The organism is Xenorhabdus sp. TH1, assembly GCF_037260955.1.
GTDB classification, from domain to species: Bacteria; Pseudomonadota; Gammaproteobacteria; order Enterobacterales; family Enterobacteriaceae; genus Xenorhabdus; species Xenorhabdus griffiniae.
The window spans coordinates 1798754-1819373 of sequence record NZ_CP147734.1 but is presented as its reverse complement, the minus strand read 5'-3'; the positions used below and the strand labels follow the sequence as shown (position 1 = coordinate 1819373).

General features: G+C 42.3%; 17 protein-coding genes. 10 read left to right on the top strand and 7 right to left on the bottom strand.

The features are described from left to right. Positions 1–37: 37 nt before the first annotated feature. The 5 genes from kdsA to hemA form a co-directional block, all read right to left on the bottom strand. Entirely contained in the window at positions 38–892 is an 855-nt protein-coding gene (kdsA, locus tag WDV74_RS08120; protein ID WP_273570881.1) for a 3-deoxy-8-phosphooctulonate synthase, read from the bottom strand. 190 nt (positions 893–1082) lie between these two features. Continuing rightward, positions 1083–1892, bottom strand: a complete 810-nt coding sequence (gene sirB1 / locus WDV74_RS08115; RefSeq protein ID WP_338885455.1) for an invasion regulator SirB1 — start codon at positions 1890–1892, stop codon at positions 1083–1085. Continuing rightward, positions 1876–2736 (bottom strand): peptide chain release factor N(5)-glutamine methyltransferase, encoded by an 861-nt coding sequence (gene prmC / locus WDV74_RS08110; protein ID WP_338885454.1) that lies wholly within the window; start codon positions 2734–2736, stop codon positions 1876–1878. Before prmC ends, sirB1 begins: the two co-directional genes overlap by 17 nt. Beyond that, positions 2736–3818, bottom strand: a complete 1083-nt coding sequence (gene prfA / locus WDV74_RS08105; RefSeq protein ID WP_189759986.1) for a peptide chain release factor 1 — start codon at positions 3816–3818, stop codon at positions 2736–2738. The genes prmC and prfA overlap by 1 nt, the downstream gene beginning before the upstream one ends. A 30-nt stretch (positions 3819–3848) precedes the next feature. After that, positions 3849–5111, bottom strand: coding sequence for a glutamyl-tRNA reductase (gene hemA / locus WDV74_RS08100; protein WP_338885453.1), 1263 nt, complete (start codon positions 5109–5111; stop codon positions 3849–3851). A 298-nt stretch (positions 5112–5409) separates the two neighbouring features. Between hemA and lolB the strand changes: the two genes are divergently transcribed. From lolB to WDV74_RS08075, 5 genes are all read left to right on the top strand, one after another. Further along, complete coding sequence (gene lolB, locus WDV74_RS08095) at positions 5410–6027, top strand: lipoprotein insertase outer membrane protein LolB (protein WP_338885452.1); 618 nt, start codon at positions 5410–5412, stop codon at positions 6025–6027. Next, positions 6027–6932 (top strand): 4-(cytidine 5'-diphospho)-2-C-methyl-D-erythritol kinase, encoded by a 906-nt coding sequence (gene ispE / locus WDV74_RS08090; protein WP_338885451.1) that lies wholly within the window; start codon positions 6027–6029, stop codon positions 6930–6932. The genes lolB and ispE overlap by 1 nt, the downstream gene beginning before the upstream one ends. A gap of 58 nt (positions 6933–6990) precedes the next feature. Beyond that, positions 6991–7938 (top strand): ribose-phosphate diphosphokinase, encoded by a 948-nt coding sequence (prs, locus tag WDV74_RS08085; RefSeq protein ID WP_120211349.1) that lies wholly within the window; start codon positions 6991–6993, stop codon positions 7936–7938. A 776-nt stretch (positions 7939–8714) separates the two neighbouring features. Continuing rightward, positions 8715–10769, top strand: a complete 2055-nt coding sequence (locus tag WDV74_RS08080; protein WP_338885450.1) for an autotransporter domain-containing protein — start codon at positions 8715–8717, stop codon at positions 10767–10769. A gap of 229 nt (positions 10770–10998) precedes the next feature. Continuing rightward, on the top strand, positions 10999–12981 hold the full coding sequence (locus tag WDV74_RS08075; protein ID WP_338885449.1) for an autotransporter domain-containing protein: 1983 nt from the start codon (positions 10999–11001) through the stop codon (positions 12979–12981). A gap of 154 nt (positions 12982–13135) precedes the next feature. Here the strand turns inward: WDV74_RS08075 and ychH are convergent, their stop codons facing one another. Next, on the bottom strand, positions 13136–13411 hold the full coding sequence (gene ychH, locus WDV74_RS08070; RefSeq protein WP_338885448.1) for a stress-induced protein YchH: 276 nt from the start codon (positions 13409–13411) through the stop codon (positions 13136–13138). Between the two features lie 262 nt (positions 13412–13673). On the opposite strand from ychH, the gene pth reads away from it, so the two are divergent. The 4 genes from pth to WDV74_RS08050 all read left to right on the top strand — a co-directional run bounded on the left by pth (position 13674) and on the right by WDV74_RS08050 (position 17466). Beyond that, positions 13674–14264 (top strand): aminoacyl-tRNA hydrolase, encoded by a 591-nt coding sequence (gene pth, locus WDV74_RS08065; RefSeq protein ID WP_338885447.1) that lies wholly within the window; start codon positions 13674–13676, stop codon positions 14262–14264. Between the two features lie 213 nt (positions 14265–14477). Next, on the top strand, positions 14478–15569 hold the full coding sequence (ychF, locus tag WDV74_RS08060) for a redox-regulated ATPase YchF (RefSeq protein WP_099132307.1): 1092 nt from the start codon (positions 14478–14480) through the stop codon (positions 15567–15569). Positions 15570–15838: 269 nt separating this feature from the next. Continuing rightward, positions 15839–16807, top strand: coding sequence for an AraC family transcriptional regulator (locus tag WDV74_RS08055; protein WP_338885446.1), 969 nt, complete (start codon positions 15839–15841; stop codon positions 16805–16807). 80 nt (positions 16808–16887) lie between these two features. Next, on the top strand, positions 16888–17466 hold the full coding sequence (locus WDV74_RS08050; protein WP_338885445.1) for an NAD(P)H-dependent oxidoreductase: 579 nt from the start codon (positions 16888–16890) through the stop codon (positions 17464–17466). Positions 17467–18363: 897 nt separating this feature from the next. Here the strand turns inward: WDV74_RS08050 and WDV74_RS08045 are convergent. Further along, positions 18364–19194: an alpha/beta hydrolase gene (locus tag WDV74_RS08045; protein ID WP_338885444.1), complete on the bottom strand. Its 831-nt coding sequence runs from the start codon at positions 19192–19194 to the stop codon at positions 18364–18366. Between the two features lie 335 nt (positions 19195–19529). Here WDV74_RS08045 and WDV74_RS08040 point away from each other — a divergent pair, with 335 nt between their 5' ends. Continuing rightward, a complete protein-coding gene (locus WDV74_RS08040) occupies positions 19530–20564 on the top strand; it encodes a TAXI family TRAP transporter solute-binding subunit (RefSeq protein ID WP_338885560.1) in 1035 nt (344 codons plus the stop codon). The last annotated feature ends 56 nt before the right edge of the window (positions 20565–20620 follow it).

Below are 20620 nucleotides of genomic sequence, written 5' to 3'. Positions count from 1 at the left end.
GCAACCGCATTATCAAAAAACCAAACAGATCCCGTGATTATTTGCTGGTATCCAGCTCTGGGAAACTTTTCACTACATCGTCAATGGCTTTCATCTGCATCAGGAATGGCTCCAGTTTTGCCAATGGTAATGCTGATGGGCCATCACATTTTGCATTTTCTGGATCAGGATGAGCTTCAAGGAACAAACCGGCAATTCCTACCGCCATACCAGCACGAGCCAGTTCTGACACTTGCGCACGACGACCGCCGGAAGCCGCACCCAATGGATCACGGCACTGTAATGAGTGAGTAACATCAAAAATCACTGGCGAACCCTGGGTTGCCTGTTTCATGACACCGAAGCCCAACATATCGACGACCAGGTTGTCGTAACCAAAATTACTGCCGCGATCACACAGTATTACCTGATCGTTACCACCCTCTTTAAATTTTTCAACAATATTTCCCATCTGCCCTGGGCTAACGAACTGCGGTTTTTTGACATTGATAACTGCGCCCGTTTTTGCCATCGCCTCAACCAAATCAGTCTGGCGGGCAAGGAAAGCAGGAAGCTGGATAACATCAACCACCTCTGCAACAACTTGGGCTTGGGCGGGTTCATGTACATCCGTGATGATTTTCACGCCAAAAGTCTGTTTCAGCTCCTGAAAGATCCTCATCCCCTCTTCCAGACCAGGCCCGCGATAGGAGTGGATCGAAGAACGGTTAGCCTTATCAAAAGACGCCTTAAAAACATAAGGAATGCCCAGTTTTTGCGTTACGGTCACATAGTGTTCACAAATACGCATGGCCAAATCCCGTGACTCAAGGACATTCATTCCACCAAACAGTACAAAAGGCAGATCATTTGCGACCTTGATGTCACCAATATTAACCACTTTCTGTTGCATGTTTATACCTTCTCTTGTTAAGGACAAATAATTTGCTGTATCCATAAAAATAAATAAGGAGCAAGGAAATGCTGCCTTATATACCAATCGTCTTTCAAGATGCGTCTTATATCTCTCCACGTAGCGGGGAGATATAAACAATCACATTGATTTGCAAGCTGCAACTTGACGTTGGATTGATATAACACCTTTAATGGAGAATGATCGCTCTCTGATCAATGGTGTTAATCTGCATTTTTATCATTTCTGAGATCGGATCCTCAGGGCAATGTTCGACAAAATAACTCAAATCTGAAACAGCAATGTGATTACAATCGAGTTGCGCATAAATTAGCCCTCGGTCGCGAATTTCATATGGGTCTTCGGGATCGAACATCAGCACGACTTCGCTGGCTTTTAACGCCAATTCCATTTTTTTCTCTTCCATTAAGGAAATTTTGATAATATCAGTCACTTTTCGCACAATGCTGTTATTATCGGCTTCCTGTAAGTCCTTATTTTCTAAACGAACCATCAGGCCAATATTACATTTCAGCCAGACATCAAGGATATGTTCGTTGAGCGTATCGCCATTCATCGGGTTAATAAACCATGTCGGCTCATCAGCCAAATCAATCCGTAAGATTAACTGTGTCGGGAATATAACAGGCTGTACGGGCAATGCCAGCGCCTGAGCTATATGGGTAAATATCGTTCCCAATGTGACGGGAGCGCCTTGGCGTGAACGCAATACATTATCCAACCACAAGGTATCAGATAAACAATACACCCCATTCGCGCCACCAAATTTCCATTCTCGATAAAACAGCATCAATAATGCGTGTAATTTTGCTTTGGTGTCAGTAATAGAGGTAAGTTTTTGGCGCGCTTCTTCAACCAATACCGTTAATTGCTCAGTCACCATTGTGTGGGGGAAATCAGGACGAATGGCCCGTGTTACCAGAATAATACCATCTATCAGGGAAGCATTATTGAATTCATAATTAACTATGGTTTTCATTTTTATTCCATTGACCTACCGTGATACGTTCGTTACCACCATAATCCTGAAAAGTTGCTATCTGTTGATAACCTTTTTCCAAAAATAGGTTTCTGACAACGATTCCCTGTTTCCAGCCATGTTCCAATAATAGCCATCCGTTTGGTAACAGGAAGTGGCGAGCCTGCTCTATAATTGTCTGCAAATCTGCTATGCCATTTTGTGCAGCGATCAATGCAGTGGCTGGTTCAAACCTGACATCTCCTTCGCGCAGATGAGGGTCAAGCTCATCAATATAGGGAGGATTACTGACAATCATATCAAATTGTCTTTCCCCAACCGCAGAAAACCACTCACTTTGCAGAAAATTCACATTGTGAACAGACAATTTCTCCGCGTTTTTTGCCGCATTATGTCTTGCCAATGCAACGGCATCAGGGTTGATATCCACCCCGGTGACATAGCAATCATGTCGCTCACTTGCCAGCGCCAATGCAATTGCCCCTGTTCCCGTGCCAAGATCCAGGATTCGAGCCGATGATGCAGGCAATAGTTCCAAGGCTTTTTCCACCAGGCATTCCGTATCAGGACGAGGGATTAACGTTGCTGGTGATACAGTCAGGGGCAGCGACCAAAATTCACGCTCTCCCACAATATAAGCAATCGGTTCACCCTGGATGCGACGAGCCAGCAAGGTATCAAGCTGGCTAACTTCTTTTGGAGAAATTGGTGTCTCATGGAATGCAATTAAATAAGTGCGGGAACGCCCTGTTACGTGTTGCAACAGAATTTCTGCATCACGCTTAGGGCTGTCACTTTCAGCCAACTGCATAGCTGCATGTCGGAGCCAATGTTGATAATTCATCAATCCTGCTCTGACAATGCGGATAATTGGTCTGCTTGATATTCAGTAATGATAGGTTGGATAAGCATATCCAGTTTGCCTTCCATCACTTCTTCAAGGCGGTATAACGTCAGGTTGATGCGGTGATCGGTAACGCGTCCCTGTGGGAAGTTATAAGTGCGGTTGCGATCTGAACGGTCACCGGAGCCAAGCAAGTTACGGCGTTCAGAAGCCTCCGCTTCCTGACGCTTTTGCATCTCAGCGGCACGGATACGCGCAGCAAGCACAGACATCGCTTTGGCTTTGTTCTTGTGCTGTGAACGCTCATCCTGACATTCCACGACAATCCCCGTCGGCAAGTGGGTAATTCGAATTGCCGAGTCAGTGGTGTTAACGTGCTGCCCGCCTGCGCCGGAAGAGCGATAAGTATCAATTTTCAGATCGCCTGGATTAATGTCCGGTAATTCCGCTTCCGGGATTTCTGGCAGGATAGCTACTGTACACGCAGAAGTATGGATGCGCCCCTGGGATTCTGTTTCCGGCACTCGCTGGACACGATGACCACCAGACTCAAATTTCAGGTGTCCATAAACTTGCTCACCAGAAATTTTGGCAATCACTTCCTTATATCCGCCATGTTCACCTTCATTGGCACTCATGAGTTCCACTTTCCAGCGACGAGATTCAGCATAACGGCTATACATACGGAATAAATCTCCGGCAAATATCGCAGCTTCATCCCCCCCCGTTCCGGCACGAACTTCAAGGAAACAGTTGCGCTCATCATCCGGATCTTTCGGTAATAACAACAATTGCAATTGCTGTTCCAACTCTTCATTACGAATTTTTGCGCTTTTGAGTTCTTCCTGCGCCATTTCCCGCATTTCGGGATCATCAAGCATCATCTCGGCTGTTTCAATATCATCCTGAACGCTTTTCCAGGCTTTAAAACAGTTAGTCACATCCGTCAGTTGAGCATATTCCTTTGATAATGCGCGAAAACGCTCTTGATCAGCAATGACTTCAGCATCACCGAGGTGAGCCAAAACTTCTTCATGGCGTTCTTGTAGTGCTTCCAATTTAGCGACAATAGAAGGCTTCATTCGTAATATCAGACCTTATTAAGAATAGGGTTAGTTATGATCCAGCCCAAGGCTGTCCCGTAATAGATTCAGGCGTTCCAAATCGCCATCACTGGCAGCCTGTTGGAGAGATTTAGTCGGTGTATGGATCAGACGATTCGTCAACTGGTAGGTCAATTGGTTAATGATCTGTTCAGCATCAGCACCCTGCCTTATGGACATCAATGCCTTTGCCGTCATCTCAGCCCTAATTTTCTCTGCCTGCTCTCGATATTCGCGAATTGTATTAACAGCGCCTTGAGAACGCAACCAATCCATGAAATGGCTGCTTTCTTGTTGCACAATCCCTTCCGCAACCACTGCCGCAGCTTTACGTTGGGCAAGATTTTGCTGAATGATAGCCTGTAAATCATCCACGCTGTACAGATAAACATCACTCAATTTTTCCACATCTGGTTCAATATCGCGAGGAACGGCAATGTCAATCAGCAACATGGGTTGGTTACGACGTAATTTCAATGCCCTTTCGACCATACCTTTGCCAATGATCGGCAATGGGCTGGCCGTGGAGCTAATGACAATATCCGCTTCAGCCAATCGGGTATCGATATCCGGCAGGGAAATGACTTCGGCATTGACTTCACTGGCAAGCATCTGTGCCCGCTCTTTTGTCCGGTTGGCGATCATCATGTGGTTTACGCCATGCTCTTTTAGATGACGGGCAACCAGTTCAATCGTTTCCCCCGCGCCCACCAGCAGGATATTCAGTTGGGAAAGGGATTCGAAAATTTGCCGTGCAAGTGTACAGGCCGCAAATGCGACAGAAACGGCATTGGCGCCAATTTCGGTTTCTGTTCTGATCCGCTTAGCCACCGAGAAAGATTTTTGGAATAAGCGTTCCAGTTCACTCGACAAAGAATGATAATTTTGCGACTCAGAAAAAGCCTTTTTCACCTGTCCCAAAATCTGCGGTTCCCCCAATACCAGGGAATCCAGGCCGCTTGCAACTCGCATCAAATGGCTGACGGCCTCATTGTCTAAATGCCAATAGAGGCTACCTGTCAAATCATCAGGGTTAAGCTGATGATATTTGCATAACCAATTAATTAACTGTTCTTTTAAATTACCCTGCTGTTCAACGCTGAGATAAAGCTCTGTACGGTTGCAGGTAGACAGTACGACGCCACCTCGCACCAGGGGTTGCTGGAGCAAGTCATCAAGCGCTAATCCTAGCGTGTCAGGAGAAAAAGCCACCCGCTCACGTAAAGAAACAGGCGCTGTTCTATGGTTGATACCGAGTGCTAATAAAGTCATCTTAACTACATTGAGTTATCACGGGAAGCAAGACTATGATGATATTGATAATTATTCTCATAAACTCACACCCTTCATAAGGACTCTCATTGGTCGAGCATTCTACTTGATGCATCAGTTCAATAAAAGTCAATCAGGTGATTATGCGATAATTTTATTCGAGAATTCTCAGCGAACTTTCGCTAAATTACCTTCTATGATTATAGTTTCGGGAGAGCATACTTTAAGTTGTTATATAAATATTGCCATATTTATAATCGCCAAAATGCTAAACTCGCTTACCACCAAGGGTTACCGTATGAAAATGTCTGTTTTTTTTCGCTTACTTCCCCTCTCCGGCGTTTTACTGACTGCCTGTACAGTCACACAACCCCCTATGGGCACGGGATCAGCGGATACACCACAATGGCACGCCCGTGAACAGCAACTGCAAAAATTAGGGCATTACCAAACCCGAGGTTCTTTCGCTTATCTGGCCGATGAAAAAAAAGTGTACGCCCGATTTTTCTGGCAACAATATTCCTCTGACAATTATAAGTTACTGTTGCTCAATCCATTGGGTACAACAGAATTGGAATTATTCGTCGAACCAAATATGATTCAGGTCACTGACAATAATGGTAAAAAATATCTCAGTGATAAACCCGAATCTTTGATTTACCAACTGACCAATATGAATATTCCTCTGGATAATCTACGAAGCTGGATTATCGGTCTACCCGGTAGTGCCAAAGATTTTCAGTTGGATACAAATTACCTGCTTAAATCCGTTAGTGACAAAAAAAATGGGGAGATTTGGCGCGTAAATTATCAAGGATACGATACAACGATCACGCCAGCTTTACCTACTCGACTGGAACTGACACAAGGGAACAACCGTATAAAATTAAAGATGGATAATTGGACGATTCAATAATGACTTTAACCTGGCCTTCTCCGGCAAAATTGAATTTATTTTTGTATATAACAGGGCAGCGGCCTGACGGCTACCACGAACTGCAAACACTGTTTCAATTTTTAGATTATGGCGATGAAATCACCATCTCCCCACGTCAAGATAACCAAATCCGCTTGCTGACTCCGGTTGCAGGCGTAGCCCATGATGACAATTTAATCGTGCGGGCAGCCCGGTTGTTGCAAAACCATCTATTACAAAAACGTGCCGTACCGAATCTTAATGCGAATATTCAATCTGTCACCGAACATTTGGGAGCCGATATTCGCGTTGATAAATGTCTGCCAATGGGCGGAGGTTTAGGGGGTGGTTCTTCCAATGCCGCGACGGTATTGATTGCCCTCAATCACCATTGGCAAGCCAATCTGTCCGATGATGAATTAGCACAGCTTGGTGTATGCCTGGGGGCAGACGTTCCTGTCTTTGTCAAAGGCCACGCCGCTTTTGCCGAAGGCATTGGAGAAAAACTCCAGCCTGCTTCACCGGAAGAAAAATGGTTTTTGGTTGCTCACCCTGGAATTGAAATATCAACCCCAACAATTTTTACTGATCCTGAATTAAAAAGAAATTCTCCGATTCGCTCTCTACCCGCATTATTACAGGCCCCATTTGCAAATGATTGTGAACCAATCGCAAGAAAACGTTTTCGTAAGGTTGAACAGCTTCTTTTATGGCTGTTAGAATACGCACCGTCACGCCTGACTGGAACCGGTGCATGTGTTTTCGGCGAGTTCGAATCAGAAGCATCGGCCCGTAAGGTGTTAAATGAAACTCCAGAGTGGATGCAGAGTTTTGTTGCGCGTGGCGTTAACATTTCTCCATTGCATACATTCCGCTCTGGGATACCCATGTTATTGAACCAATGAGCATATTTGTTTGATTGGTCAACAATATCTCTCTGGACGCAAGCCTGAGGTTTTTCTCGTGCCCGATATGAAGCTTTTTGCTGGTAATGCCACACCTGAACTAGCACAACGTGTTGCCAACCGCCTATATACTAACTTGGGAGATGCTGCTGTCGGTCGTTTCAGCGACGGTGAAGTTAGTGTTCAAATCAATGAAAATGTACGCGGTGGTGATGTTTTCATCATCCAGTCTACCTGTGCCCCCACCAACGACAACCTGATGGAATTAGTGGTTATGGTCGATGCGCTACGTCGTGCTTCTGCCGGCCGTATTACCGCTGTTATTCCTTACTTCGGTTATGCCCGTCAGGATCGCCGTGTCCGTTCGGCACGTGTACCTATCACTGCAAAAGTTGTTGCTGATTTTCTGTCCAGCGTTGGTGTAGACCGTGTTCTCACTGTTGACCTACACGCCGAGCAGATCCAAGGTTTCTTTGATGTCCCGGTTGATAATGTATTTGGTAGCCCAATCCTTCTGGAAGATATGCTCCAGAAAGAACTGGAAAACCCCATTGTTGTCTCGCCAGATATCGGTGGTGTTGTTCGCGCCCGTGCGATTGCTAAGCTGTTGAACGATACAGATATGGCTATCATCGATAAACGTCGCCCACGTGCAAACGTTTCTCAGGTGATGCATATTATTGGCGATGTTGCTGGCCGTGATTGCGTTCTGGTCGATGACATGATCGATACAGGTGGCACACTGTGCAAAGCGGCTGAGGCATTGAAAGAGCGCGGAGCGAAACGGGTGTTTGCTTATGCAACCCACCCTATTTTCTCTGGCAATGCAGTGGAAAACATCAAAAACTCAGTGATCGATGAATTTGTGGTCTGTGACACAATTCCTCTGTCTGATGAGATTAAGGCGTTGAACAAAGTTCGTACTTTGACACTGTCTGGTATGCTGGCTGAAGCCATTCGCCGTATCAGCAATGAAGAATCAATCTCTGCGATGTTTGAGCATTAATGTTTAAGTTTTAGCGTCAATATTAAACGCTAACTTATTCAAGTGATTAAATAAATCATTGCTTGAAAAACCCCGTTGCTGCATTTGCAGCAGCGGGGTTTTCTGTTTTTTTAATATATTTAGCTAATGTTTTCTCTTTGAATTAATAACAATTAAAATATTATTATCTAAAAAATAATTAAAAATATCAAAATGTTAATCTAATGCCTTAAATTTCACCCAATAAAATAAAACGATTAAATAACCATATAATCTAATGTTAATATCCCATAAACATTTCAATCCATCTGGTACGTCCAGTTCCTAACACTCTAACAATACTGGTGTCATTGAATAGTTACTGCTAACCTGTCGCACGCTTAATGGAATTGGTTTTATTTCTTTACATCACACAACAGTATCTGAAAACAGGTATTATTTCTTCTCTAAAAAAATAAATTATCCTAATAGATAAGCTACCAATATCCAGGAATGAAAGAGATAATTTTTCGGTTGGCTATTTTATGTACGCACTTAGGCGTTAAATTTTTTAAGATCACATTTTTCATAAAAAGATGCAATGCAACATGGAAGTTCAATAACCTGAAACCATAATTAATCGTAGGCAGCCGTTACCAATAAGTCAGCTGTCTTATATGGGTTTATCTCAATATTAAACATATCAACATCTCTAACCTACTGAGGAAGAGTTGCGGGATGCTTTTTGCCCAAAAACCCGCTTTTCTAAAGACAAGCTGTTGATTAATAGAAAAAACTACTTTTTAAGGAGAGTGCCAATGAAAAAGGCATTTTTATTTACACCTGCACTGCTAGCGCTTTCAATTAATGCTATTTCTAATGCTCATGCTTATGATCAAGTCTATGTCGGTGGGGGGGATAGCCTGAGCGATGGTGGGAATATAGGGCGATATATGTCAGATGGAGAAGATAATCCGTTATATCTTGAAGAATTCTCTCAAAACATTATGAATATTAAGCCAACACCATCCAAAGATGGTGGCACTAATTATGCCCAAGGTGGTGCGACGGCTCTTAAACAATACAGTAAAGACGGTTTTAATACGCAAGATCAGGTAGATAACTATCTTAATGCTCATAATGGAAAAGCTGATCCTAACGGCATCTATATTCATTGGATAGGGGGTAACGACCTTGCCAAAGCTTTGGAAGAGGCAGCGAAAGAAAAAAATCCACTACAAGCTCAAAAAGTTGCCACTGACATTGTCATCACCAGCGCTACCGCAGCCGCAAATCAAATCAATCAACTTATCAAACAAGGTGCTGGATTAGTTATTGCTCCAACCGTTCCTGATGTGAGCACTACCCCTAGATTTTTAGAAACATTACTTAGTCAAGCTATCATTCGCCAGACTTTAGAATCTAAAGGTATTAAAGATCCTGAAGTTTATAACAATCTACCTGAAGACCAAAAAAAACCCATCGAACAAAAAATCAATGACACTTTGAAATTAGTTCATGATGGCATTAATACATATCTTACTCCTAATAGTGATTACCGCCGTCAAGTGCTTGAAGGGACACTGAGAACAATTGCAGAAAAATCGTATCCAGATAACGCCGCCAAGGCTACAGAAACCTATGAAAAACTTCTCGCTGCCTATGATGATGCAAGTCAAGGGGCTACAAAACTCACTGATATATATAATGAGCTAGTCGACAAATTGATTAGCGAAGGAAACGGTAATATCTTGCGTGCCGATATCAATGGATTATTACGTGAAGTGATCGCTAACCCTATGATTTATGGCATCCAAAATACATTGGGTTATGCTTGCGAGCAAGGTAAAAGCGCGGCTCAATGCTCTTCCAAGGATCCCAACTTTACTAAAGACAAAGAATTTTTATTCTCTGATTCTTTCCACCCAACCCCGTTGGGACACAAGATAATGGGACAATACATTACCTCTATTTATAATGCCCCATCACAGGTAATGACATTGAATCAAGTCAACCGCGCACCAGTGAAAAGTGCCCTCTCTTCCCTTGATGGTCATCTGCAACAACTGCGTAACGGTGGCAACGAACAAGGTAAAGTCGGTGTCTTTGGTGGCTACACGGGTAACCAAGATAAAACCTTTACACTGGGTAGCGATTATCAGCTGATAGATAACCTGCTATTGGGTGCAATGTACTCTAACTATAAAGAGGAGCGCTCACCGATTGCTGACTTCTCTTATGCAGGCCGTGGTCATGTTTTGACAGCGTATACATTGTGGAACTATTACAACAATGGTTGGTTAAGCGGTGACTTCCATTATTCACGCACTAACTATGATAGCCTGACTCGTACCATCCAGCTTGGCGAAGCGACGCGCAGGGAAACCGGTTCTACCACAGGTAAACAATGGGGCGCACGCATTACCGCTGGTTGGGATATTCCTGTTACTCACTATCTGACCACCAGCCCAATCATCCAGTATGCCTGGGATAAAGGTGAAGTTGATGGCTACCGTGAATCCGGTAACAATAACACTTCCATGCATTTTAGTGATCAAGACTACACTTCTAAAGTTGGCACCCTGGGTTGGCGCATAGATACTAAATTAGGTCGTTTCAATCCTTACGCTTCTGTCCAGTTTAATCACCAATTTGGTGATACAAGCTACAAACTGAGCAGTGCCATTAACTCCACCAAAACTTCCTTTGTGCAGGAAAGTGGTAAACAGAGCACAAACTGGCGTCAATATACAATCGGCGTGAACGCAAACCTGATCAATAACCTACGCGGATTTGCTTCCGTTACCCGCAATGACGGCAATAGCCAAGATCCTAGCTACAATTTCAGCTTAGGTATCAACGCAAGTTTCTAAGAAAACATTTATTCAGGGACGCAAGGCAAAATGACTGCCTTGCGTTTTTGTTAATTATCACACAAACGTTAACGTTCTGTTTAATTTTTGTATATGCAATTGCAAGTAGTATCGAACTGAAATAATCAGAGAATCAGCCATTAACCCAAGAAAAATGAGCAAGTGCCTTTTTAAATCAAGGTGTTTTGGCTGGCATGAAAATAATGCGCTGTTTTTTCAGGAGAACTACATGAAGAAAGCACTCTTTTTAGTATCAGCCACCACTGCACTATTCGTTAACCTCATGACAAATGCTTATGCCTATAACAATGTATATGTTTTCGGGGATAGCTTAAGTGATGGCGGGAATATCGGCAGATTTACAACAGATGGCAAAGACGCTGAGCTATATGATGAATACATAGCCCGAAACCTTACTGGCAAAAAAATAATACCCTCTGAGGAAGGTGGAACCAATTATGCGTATGGAGGAGCAACCGCTAACGGTTCTGGTGATCCTTTCTGGGATTATTTTGCACACCCAACAAAGAAACAGCTTGATGACTATTTGAAAGCACACTCTGGACGGGCTGATCCGAATGGTTTGTACATACATTGGATAGGCGGCAATGATGTAAAGGACGCTCTGCAAGATTTAGCGAAGGGCGATGAAAAAGCAGCGCAACATCGTATCAATGATAGTTCTGCATCCGCAGCATCGCAGATCAATCAACTCATTAAGGCTGGCGCAGGGTTAATTATTGTGCCTAATGTCCCTGATGTTGGGACAACCCCCAAAATTATGGAAGCCGTGCTTCAAGGCGCTTTAAAAAAAAGCAAAATACCCGATGACAAAATCGCCCAAATTCTGAAACAAGCCCACGAAGCCATCAATAAATACCCCACACCGAATAAGGAAATCAGAAATAAAATCCTCCAGGGCGTTTTTAAAAAGATTGCTGAGGGTGCTTCTCCCCAAGATCCAGAAGCCGCGAAAGAAATTTACCGCCAATTACTTGATGCTTATGATAATACCAGCAAAATTGCTTCCCAATTTTCCGACGAATTTAACCAAAACGAAGAGAATCAACTCATTCACGGCAATATCCTGCGTGCCGATGTCAATCATCTCTTAAGGGAGGTTATTGAAAATCCGACCATTTATGGTATTGCTAATACCCTTGGTTATGCCTGTCCACAAGGTACGAGGGCTGATCTGTGTTCTTCTTCCCAGCCTGGATTTGATAAGAGCCAACCCTACTTATTTTCCGATGACCTCCACCCAACCCCTTACGCACACAAAGTCATTGGCCAGTACATCATGTCTATCTACAACGCCCCTTTACAAGTGATGGCATTGAACCACATCAACCGTACCCCAACCACAACTGCGCTAAGCTCACTTGACGGTCACCTACAACAGCTTCGCAATGATCATCAGGCCAAAGGTAAAGTTGGTGTATTCGGGGGTTATACCGGCAATCACAATAATACCCTCACATTGGGTAGCGATTATCAACTGACGGATAATTTAATTTTGGGAGCCACAATTTCACGTTATAAAGATGAACAAAATGCAACACCTAATTTCAGCTATGCGGCTACAGGTCATGTCATAACCGCTTACACACTCTGGAACTACTATGGTAATGGATGGCTGAACGGTGATGTCCATTATTCACGTACCAATTATGACAATCTGTCACGTTCCATTCAGCTTGGTCAAGCCATTCGCAGGGAATCAGGTTCAACGATGGGAAAACAGTGGGGTTGGCGGATTACAGCAGGCTGGGATATTCCCATTACTCACTATCTGACCACCAGCCCAATTATCCAATATGCCTGGGACAAAGGGGATATTGACGGCTATCGTGAAACAGGTAACAACAGCACTTCCATGCACTTTGCGGATCAACGCTATCATTCCAAAGTTGGCTCGGTGGGCTGGCGAGTAGATACTAAGCTAGGCCGCTTCAATCCTTATGCCTCTATCCTGTTCAATCATCAATTCGATGACGAACGCTATACTCTTCGTAGCGCAATCAATGCGACCAAAACAAGTTTCGTTCAACCGGGAGAGAAACAGAATAGAGATCATATCCAATATACAGTCGGTATTAATGCCAATCTGACCAATAATTTTCACGCATTTGCCGCCGTCTCACATGAAAAAAATGATAATGAACCGAATCATGACTACTATTTCAACCTCGGTTTCAATGTCAATTTTTAATCTACGTGTTACCTTTCAAGTTGCTCATTATAATCATTGTTTCTCCTCGCTTCGCGGGGAGAAACAATATGCATCTTGATGTGAGATGGGTATACACTGAACATAACTAATAAGGATAAGGCGGTAATGGTTACCGCCTTATTTAAAATAATAATCACAAATGTCGATGTTTTTTACGGCAACAACGTTCATCGTAATTCTTCAACCACCAATACTTATCAGTAACCTGTTCTCGGCCGCCAACACTGGCTCCTACCAACCAAATAAATGCGCCAACAAACAACCCCATTAATGAGAGGCTTATCAAAATCTCAGAAAGGCCAAAATTGAAGATATGGCTAAGCAATAGATAGGCTAAACTAATGAACATTGCCGCCATTCCTGCTCCCATAAGAATATTACCAAAAATAAAAGCCTTTTTACGTCTCATGGCCAACCTCCAATACTTTTTGTGAACGCTAATTTGCAAATGCAACGAACGCAAAAGCACGAAAGTAGATATCTTCTTTAAAATTAATTATAGCCTTATTATATGAAAGGTTATTGCGGTGGTGATCACAAGCTGTACAAATTTAAGCCTGATTTTTTACATTCCATCACAATAACCTTTGTTAAATGAATTTTGTACTCAAGCCTTGAGGTAGGTAAACTAATCCCCTTTTTGTTCTATTTCCAATAAGCGAAATTAAACCGTGAGTAACATAAAATTAATCGTTGGCCTGGCAAATCCTGGAGCTGAATATGCACAGACCAGACATAATGCTGGAGCATGGTTTGTCGACTTGTTAGCGCAACGCCATAACCAATCTCTGAAAGAAGAGAGTAAATTTTTTGGCTATACTGCCCGTATCAACATGAATGGGCAGGATATTCGTTTACTGGTACCCACCACTTTCATGAACCTTAGTGGTAAATCCGTTCTTGCCCTGGCTGGATTTTATCGTATTCAGCCGGATGAAATCTTGGTTGCACATGACGAGCTGGATCTGCCGCCTGGGGTAGCAAAAATGAAACTGGGTGGCAGCAATGGCGGTCATAATGGCCTAAAAGACATTCAGAACAAATTCGGAAATAACCCTAACTTCCACCGTCTGCGTATCGGTATTGGCCATCCAGGCGATAAAAACAAAGTCGTAGGCTTTGTCCTTGGCAAGCCGCCTGCCAGCGAACAAAAACTGATTGACGATGCCATAGATGAAGCGTTGCGCTGTACTGACATCCTGATTAAAGATGGCATGAACAAGGCAATTAATCGCCTACATGCCTTTAAAGCCAGCGCTTAACCGGGAGTGCATGGCGGATCGGGCTATTGCGTGTATAATAGCGCCAATTTTGTAAACTGACCGACAAGCTTATTCTTGTTGGTTTATACCAATCTAACTTCAAGATGCGAGTAATTTCTCCCCGCTCCGCGGGGTGAAATTAAGTTTCATAGAATGTTGTAAATGGCAACTTGAAGTTTAATACGTATATAAGTGATTTAAGGTGATAAATATATGGGATTCAAATGCGGTATCGTTGGCCTGCCTAACGTTGGGAAATCTACATTATTCAATGCGCTGACCAAAGCAGGTATCGAAGCAGCAAACTTCCCGTTCTGCACTATCGAACCAAACACAGGTGTTGTGCCGATGCCAGATCCACGTCTCGAACAGTTGGCTGAGATTGTTAAACCACAACGCACCCTGCCAACTACTATGGAGTTCGTCGATATTGCCGGTCTGGTAAAAGGTGCTTCAAAGGGTGAAGGCTTAGGTAACCAATTCCTGACCAACATCCGTGAAACAGAAGCAATCGGCCATGTAGTACGCTGCTTTGAAAACGACAACATTGTCCACGTTTCTGGTCAGGTTGATCCTGCCTCTGATATTGAAGTTATCAATACAGAACTGGCGCTGTCGGATCTGGACACCTGCGAGCGTGCTATCCATCGTATACAGAAGAAAGCCAAAGGTGGTGATAAGGACGCTAAAGCAGAACTGGAAGTCTTAGAAAAATGCCTTCCACACCTTGAACAAGCGGGTATGCTGCGCGCTTTAAACCTGAGTGCGGAAGAGAAAGCGATTATTCGTTATCTGAGCTTCCTGACTTTGAAACCAACCATGTATATTGCCAACGTCAATGAAGACGGTTTCGAAAATAACCCGCACCTTGATACCGTTCGCGCCATTGCTGAAAAAGAAGGCTCCGTTGTTGTTCCCGTTTGTGCAGCGATTGAAGCCGATATCGCTGAGTTGGAAGACGCTGACCGCGAAGAATTTATGGCGGAATTAGGTCTGGAAGAGCCAGGTTTGAACCGTGTTATTCGTGCAGGCTACCAATTGCTGAACCTGCAAACCTACTTTACTGCGGGCGTGAAAGAAGTTCGTGCCTGGACGATCCCAGTGGGTGCAACCGCCCCACAAGCGGCGGGTAAAATCCATACTGATTTTGAAAAGGGCTTTATCCGTGCCCAAACTATTTCGTTTGAGGATTTCATCACTTACAAAGGTGAACAAGGGGCGAAAGAAGCGGGCAAGATGCGAGCTGAAGGGAAAGATTATATCGTTAAAGACGGCGATGTGATGAACTTCTTGTTTAACGTCTAATTTGCTTTTGTTGTTTCACAGCCTCTCAGGGTGATTCGTGAAGGCTGACAAACTCATTAAAATCCACGCCATTGCGTGGATTTTTTTATTTTTATGATTTGCCTTTCAGGGATATGCTGCATAACACACTAATAATCATGGCTTTGATACGCATTAAACTTCAAGTTGCCATTTACAACACGATATGAAACCTGATTTCTCCCCGCTTCGCGGGAGAAATCATAGGCATCTTGAAGTTAGATTGGTATGTATAAGTAAGGAAATGAACAATGAGTGTCTCGAATCAACAACCCGATAGAACAGAAATTGAAATCCAGCTACAGAAACTGGCTGGCAAAGTAGCCAAGTTAGCGTCCCCCAATACACACGCTGCAAAAACAGCAATTCCTCAATTGACACTCTGCTATTTGGAACAGCCAATCGAACCAGTTAGTTGGCTCTATGATCCCAGTATTATGGTTATTGCCCAAGGGACGAAGCGGGTAACGATTGGTGATCGCTCATATTGTTGCGATCCCCAACAACTCTTAGTGACTTCAACAAATATCCCCACCATTACCCAGATTTGCACCGCATCCAAAGAAAAACCCTTTTTTGCTTTGATGTTAAAACTGAATATTCAGGAAGTATCAAGATTAATGGTTGAAAATAAGGTCACGATAAAGCAGCAAACTCAGGATACATGTGGATTGGCCGTGACTTCTGCTACAACAGATCTTTTGGTCTGTTTTAATCGTCTATTGGCTATATTAAATACACCGGAAGATATTCCCGCCCTTTTTCCTCTAATATATAAAGAAATCATCTATCGGTTACTGAAAAGTGAGTTGGGAGGACGTTTACAACAAATGGCGACCCAAGAAAGCCCAAGCCATCAAATCAGCCATGCGATTCAATGGCTAAAAGAACACTTTGCTGATCCGGTTAAAGTCGAACAACTGGCCAAAATCGCCAAAATGAGTCTTTCTTCTTTTCATCATCACTTTAAGGCCGTCACTTCTATGAGCCCATTACAATACCAAAAATGGCTGCGTTTACACGAAGCAAGGCGCATATTATTGACCCAACACCACAATGTGACAACAACCGCCTTTCAGGTTGGCTATGAAAGCACTTCCCAATTCAATCGTGAATATAGCCGTCTTTTTGGTGAATCTCCCCGCCGAGATATGAAACGGTTTCGGCTAACCCACCAGGAGAATAAAATAGATATTGCTGGAGCATTGGGCAATAATTGACAATAAATAGGCATACATTCAATCAAAACCAGTTCTAAGATAATCCTCAGTTTATCAAAAGAATAAAACAGAGGATTATTATGGGTCATATTTTAGTTATCAATTCAGCCAAAATTTTTGATGAATCGAAAGGAGAGCTGAATAATGTCTTAACCGAAGTTATCAAAGCGCACCTGACAGAGAGCGGTCACAAAGTTCAGGTAACACATGTGGATAAAGGTTATGACATTCCCGCAGAGGTGGATAAATTTCTTTGGGCGGATCGTATTATTTACCAAATGCCGGGTTGGTGGATGGAAGCACCGTGGATTTTAAAGAAATATGTCGATGAGGTTTTCCAGACTGGCCGCGGTACTTTGTATAAGAATGATGGGCGAACCCGTGATGATCCTACCAAAAAATATGGTTCAGGTGGCCTGATACAAGGCAAGGCTTATATGTTTTCGGTAACTTGGAATGCGCCACTGGAGTCATTTGAAGATCCCAAACAATTTTTTGAAGGAAAAGGCATTGACAGTGTTTACCACCCTTTCCATAAGGCAAACCAGTTTTTAGGTATGTCTCCAATACCCACATTTGCTTGTTATGATGTGATAAAAAACCCACAAATTTCTCAAGACATTCAACGACTGAAAAAACATTTATCCGCATTTTTCTAACTGTTGATTTATTTTCTATACCAATCGCCTTTCAAGATGCGCCTTATATCTCCCCGCTACGCGGGGAGATATAAAAAATTACATTGACTTGCAAGCTACAACTTAAAATTCATTGGGTGTATACCAAGTGGATTATTATCCCTTCCAAAATCATTTAATCAAAATGAAAAAGTAACATCATAAATTATCACAAAAGAAATAAAACATTTCCTTAACGTTATTTAATAAATAAATTCATCCAAAATAATTTTCTTATCTCTTTTGCACTCATTTTCCCCATAAAATAATAAAAAACAAATTGTTAAAAAATCGTAAATAAAATATCAATGCAATAAAAAAATCAATAGTAAAAAACACGGAACACTTGTAAAAATGAGCATGTTGACGTCAATACTAGTTCTAATGTCAACTCTGTTTATACATAATTTATCGTTATGCTTTTATTCATGTTAACCCCTAATTCTATGAGGTACAGATCATGAAAAGAAAATTAGCTGCTTGTATACTCTCATTATTCGTAGGAACAATCATTACAACTAACGCAAATGCGTTCTTCTGTAAGCTTTTTAATGACGATGTAAAGGCAACATGCGACGGTTATTGTAATTTAATACCTGATAGTAGTGTTAAACTTAAAGCCGCTAAGCTATTTTGCTTGTAACAATAACTTAGTATGACACTGTAAAAAAACAAAGATATTCTTGTTTTTATTTAATCATATTCTAGCCTGAATTTTGTTGTGACAGTAAAAAACTGAAGTTAGAATAGAGATAACAGTGAAGATATGTCATTATAAAATATAATAGAGGGAGCACTTTTACGTGTTTTATTAAATAAACATGTAATAAAAGTCTCCCGCTATTATTTGTCATAATCAATGAGTTACCACATTTGATTTCATTGAAAATCCTTAAGGAATTCAATTAAGATAGAATTAAATAATTCCGGTGTTTCCCAGAACGGGGCATGACCAACTCCCACTAAATTAACTACTTTCCCTCTCCAAAGATTTCGGTAACTTAGACCATTAATATAGTCAAAATTAATATAGGGATCATCTGCCCCATTAACAATCGCTAACGGGATTTGGCTGGTTTCGGCCAATAACTTTTGATCTGTTGCTTGGGGGGAAAGAAAAGCCTCAAACATATACTGCCGTGCCAATCCCTCGGTTCTTATCACGGCTTCAATCATAAAAGGCTCATGAGGGGTATTAACACCATAGGTATCAGATACAAAAATTTTGATATCCTCCTCAGTAAATTCCGCCTTGCCGGCGAGTCCCAAACCAGGACGGAAGCCAAGCGCTACATTATCTGCACCGACGGATACTGGCGGCGTACCGCAAATCATTAAGCCAATCATCTTAGGGAACAACGCCAACATTTCTAACCCAATATGTCCACCTAATGACCAACCAAATACCACCACTTTGTTAATACCTATTTTTTCTAATACCTCAATAACCGTATGTGCATAACCAGGCATTGAATATGCCTGACGTGGATCACTGGCATTAGATGATGAACCATGCCCTGGCAAATCTAACACCAAAACCCGATACTTCCCTTTTAACTGGTTAATTTGGTGACGAAATATTTCTTTACAACTTGAATTACCATGAATTAATAGAACGGGTAATCCACTACCACCAGTATCTATTACCGATATATTGGCATAACGGGTTCGGATATTATGGTGATGAATATGCTGATGTGGAGTAACCATTATTTATCTCCTCAAGAGTCAATAACAGATTGGTTTAAAGAAATGTTAGAAATTTCGACTGATCGACTGAATTGAGATTGCCTTAACGTTAATATAAGTTTTATTTATAAAACCTGATTTCTTTATTCTCTGCAATATATATAGTGCGCTTCTCTCACTTAAAATCTATCAGTGATTGTATATTTTTTGCCTATTTTTTAGGTATACAAAACACCTATCACAAATTTTCAACATCAAACTCTGAACCAGATAAGTAATGTTGTATACAAGTGAATGCAAATATTTAACATTTATTACACAACTCATCTGGTAACCACATTATGACGATAAAGAATATGGCTTCCACACAAGTAAAGCGCCTATTGACAGCTATTGCTGTCATTGCTCTGGTCATCATGGCCATAACAGGCAAAATAGAAAATGCCAATAAACGTTTTCTCTCCGTTGCTACAGCTTCTACAGGCGGAACTTACTATCCAATGGGAGTCGGCCTGGCCAATGTCTGGAGTCACCATCTAAAACAGGAAAATATTCAGGTTACAGGGCAATCTTCAGCCGGTTCGATTGAAAATATTGATCTACTCCAAAAAAATGAAGCCCAACTCGCGATTTTACAGAGTTTAATTGCTGTCGAGGCCTATCAAGGTGTCCGAAGTTTCAAAAACCATCCTTATCAGGATCTGCGTTCTATCTCTGTTCTTTGGCCAAATGTTGAACACTTTGTTTTAGTCGACGATAAGGTCAAGGATGGCACGCTAAACGATATTGCCGGAACACGTTTTTCTGTAGGACCTCAAGCCAGTGGTACTGAACAATCTACCCTGATTATTCTGCAAGGTGTCAATCTCAGCAAACAAAAGATTCACCCAGAATATCTCGGCTATGGCGATACCGTTTCAGCCATGCGGGACGGCCGTCTTGATGGCGGCGCCTTACCTGCGGGTGTCCCCGCTTCAGCAGTCACCGATATGTATGCCAGTGGTGTTCCTGCCCGCATTCTCAATGTGACAGATGAACAACTGAAAAAGATTAACGCTATTGCCAACTCATGGTTTCGCTTCATCATAAAACCAGAAACTTATCCACGCCAAAAACAGCCTATCCACACGATTGCACAACCCAATATTCTGATGACAACCCGCAAAATAGATGAAAAAACCATCTATGAATTAACAAAAGTGATGTTTGAAAACCAGAAGGAAGTCCATCAGATCCATAGCTCCGCAAAATACATTCTGCCTGAAAACGCATTGAAAGGTGTTTCCGTACCATTACATCTTGGGGCATACCGGTATTATCGCGAAATTGGCCTGAATATTCCTGACTATCTTGTGCCACCAGAACTTAAATCGACAAACAACCAACACTGATTTTTGACCGGAAATCATAAGGCCTAACTTAATTTTCCCAGCATGTTATTGACCAT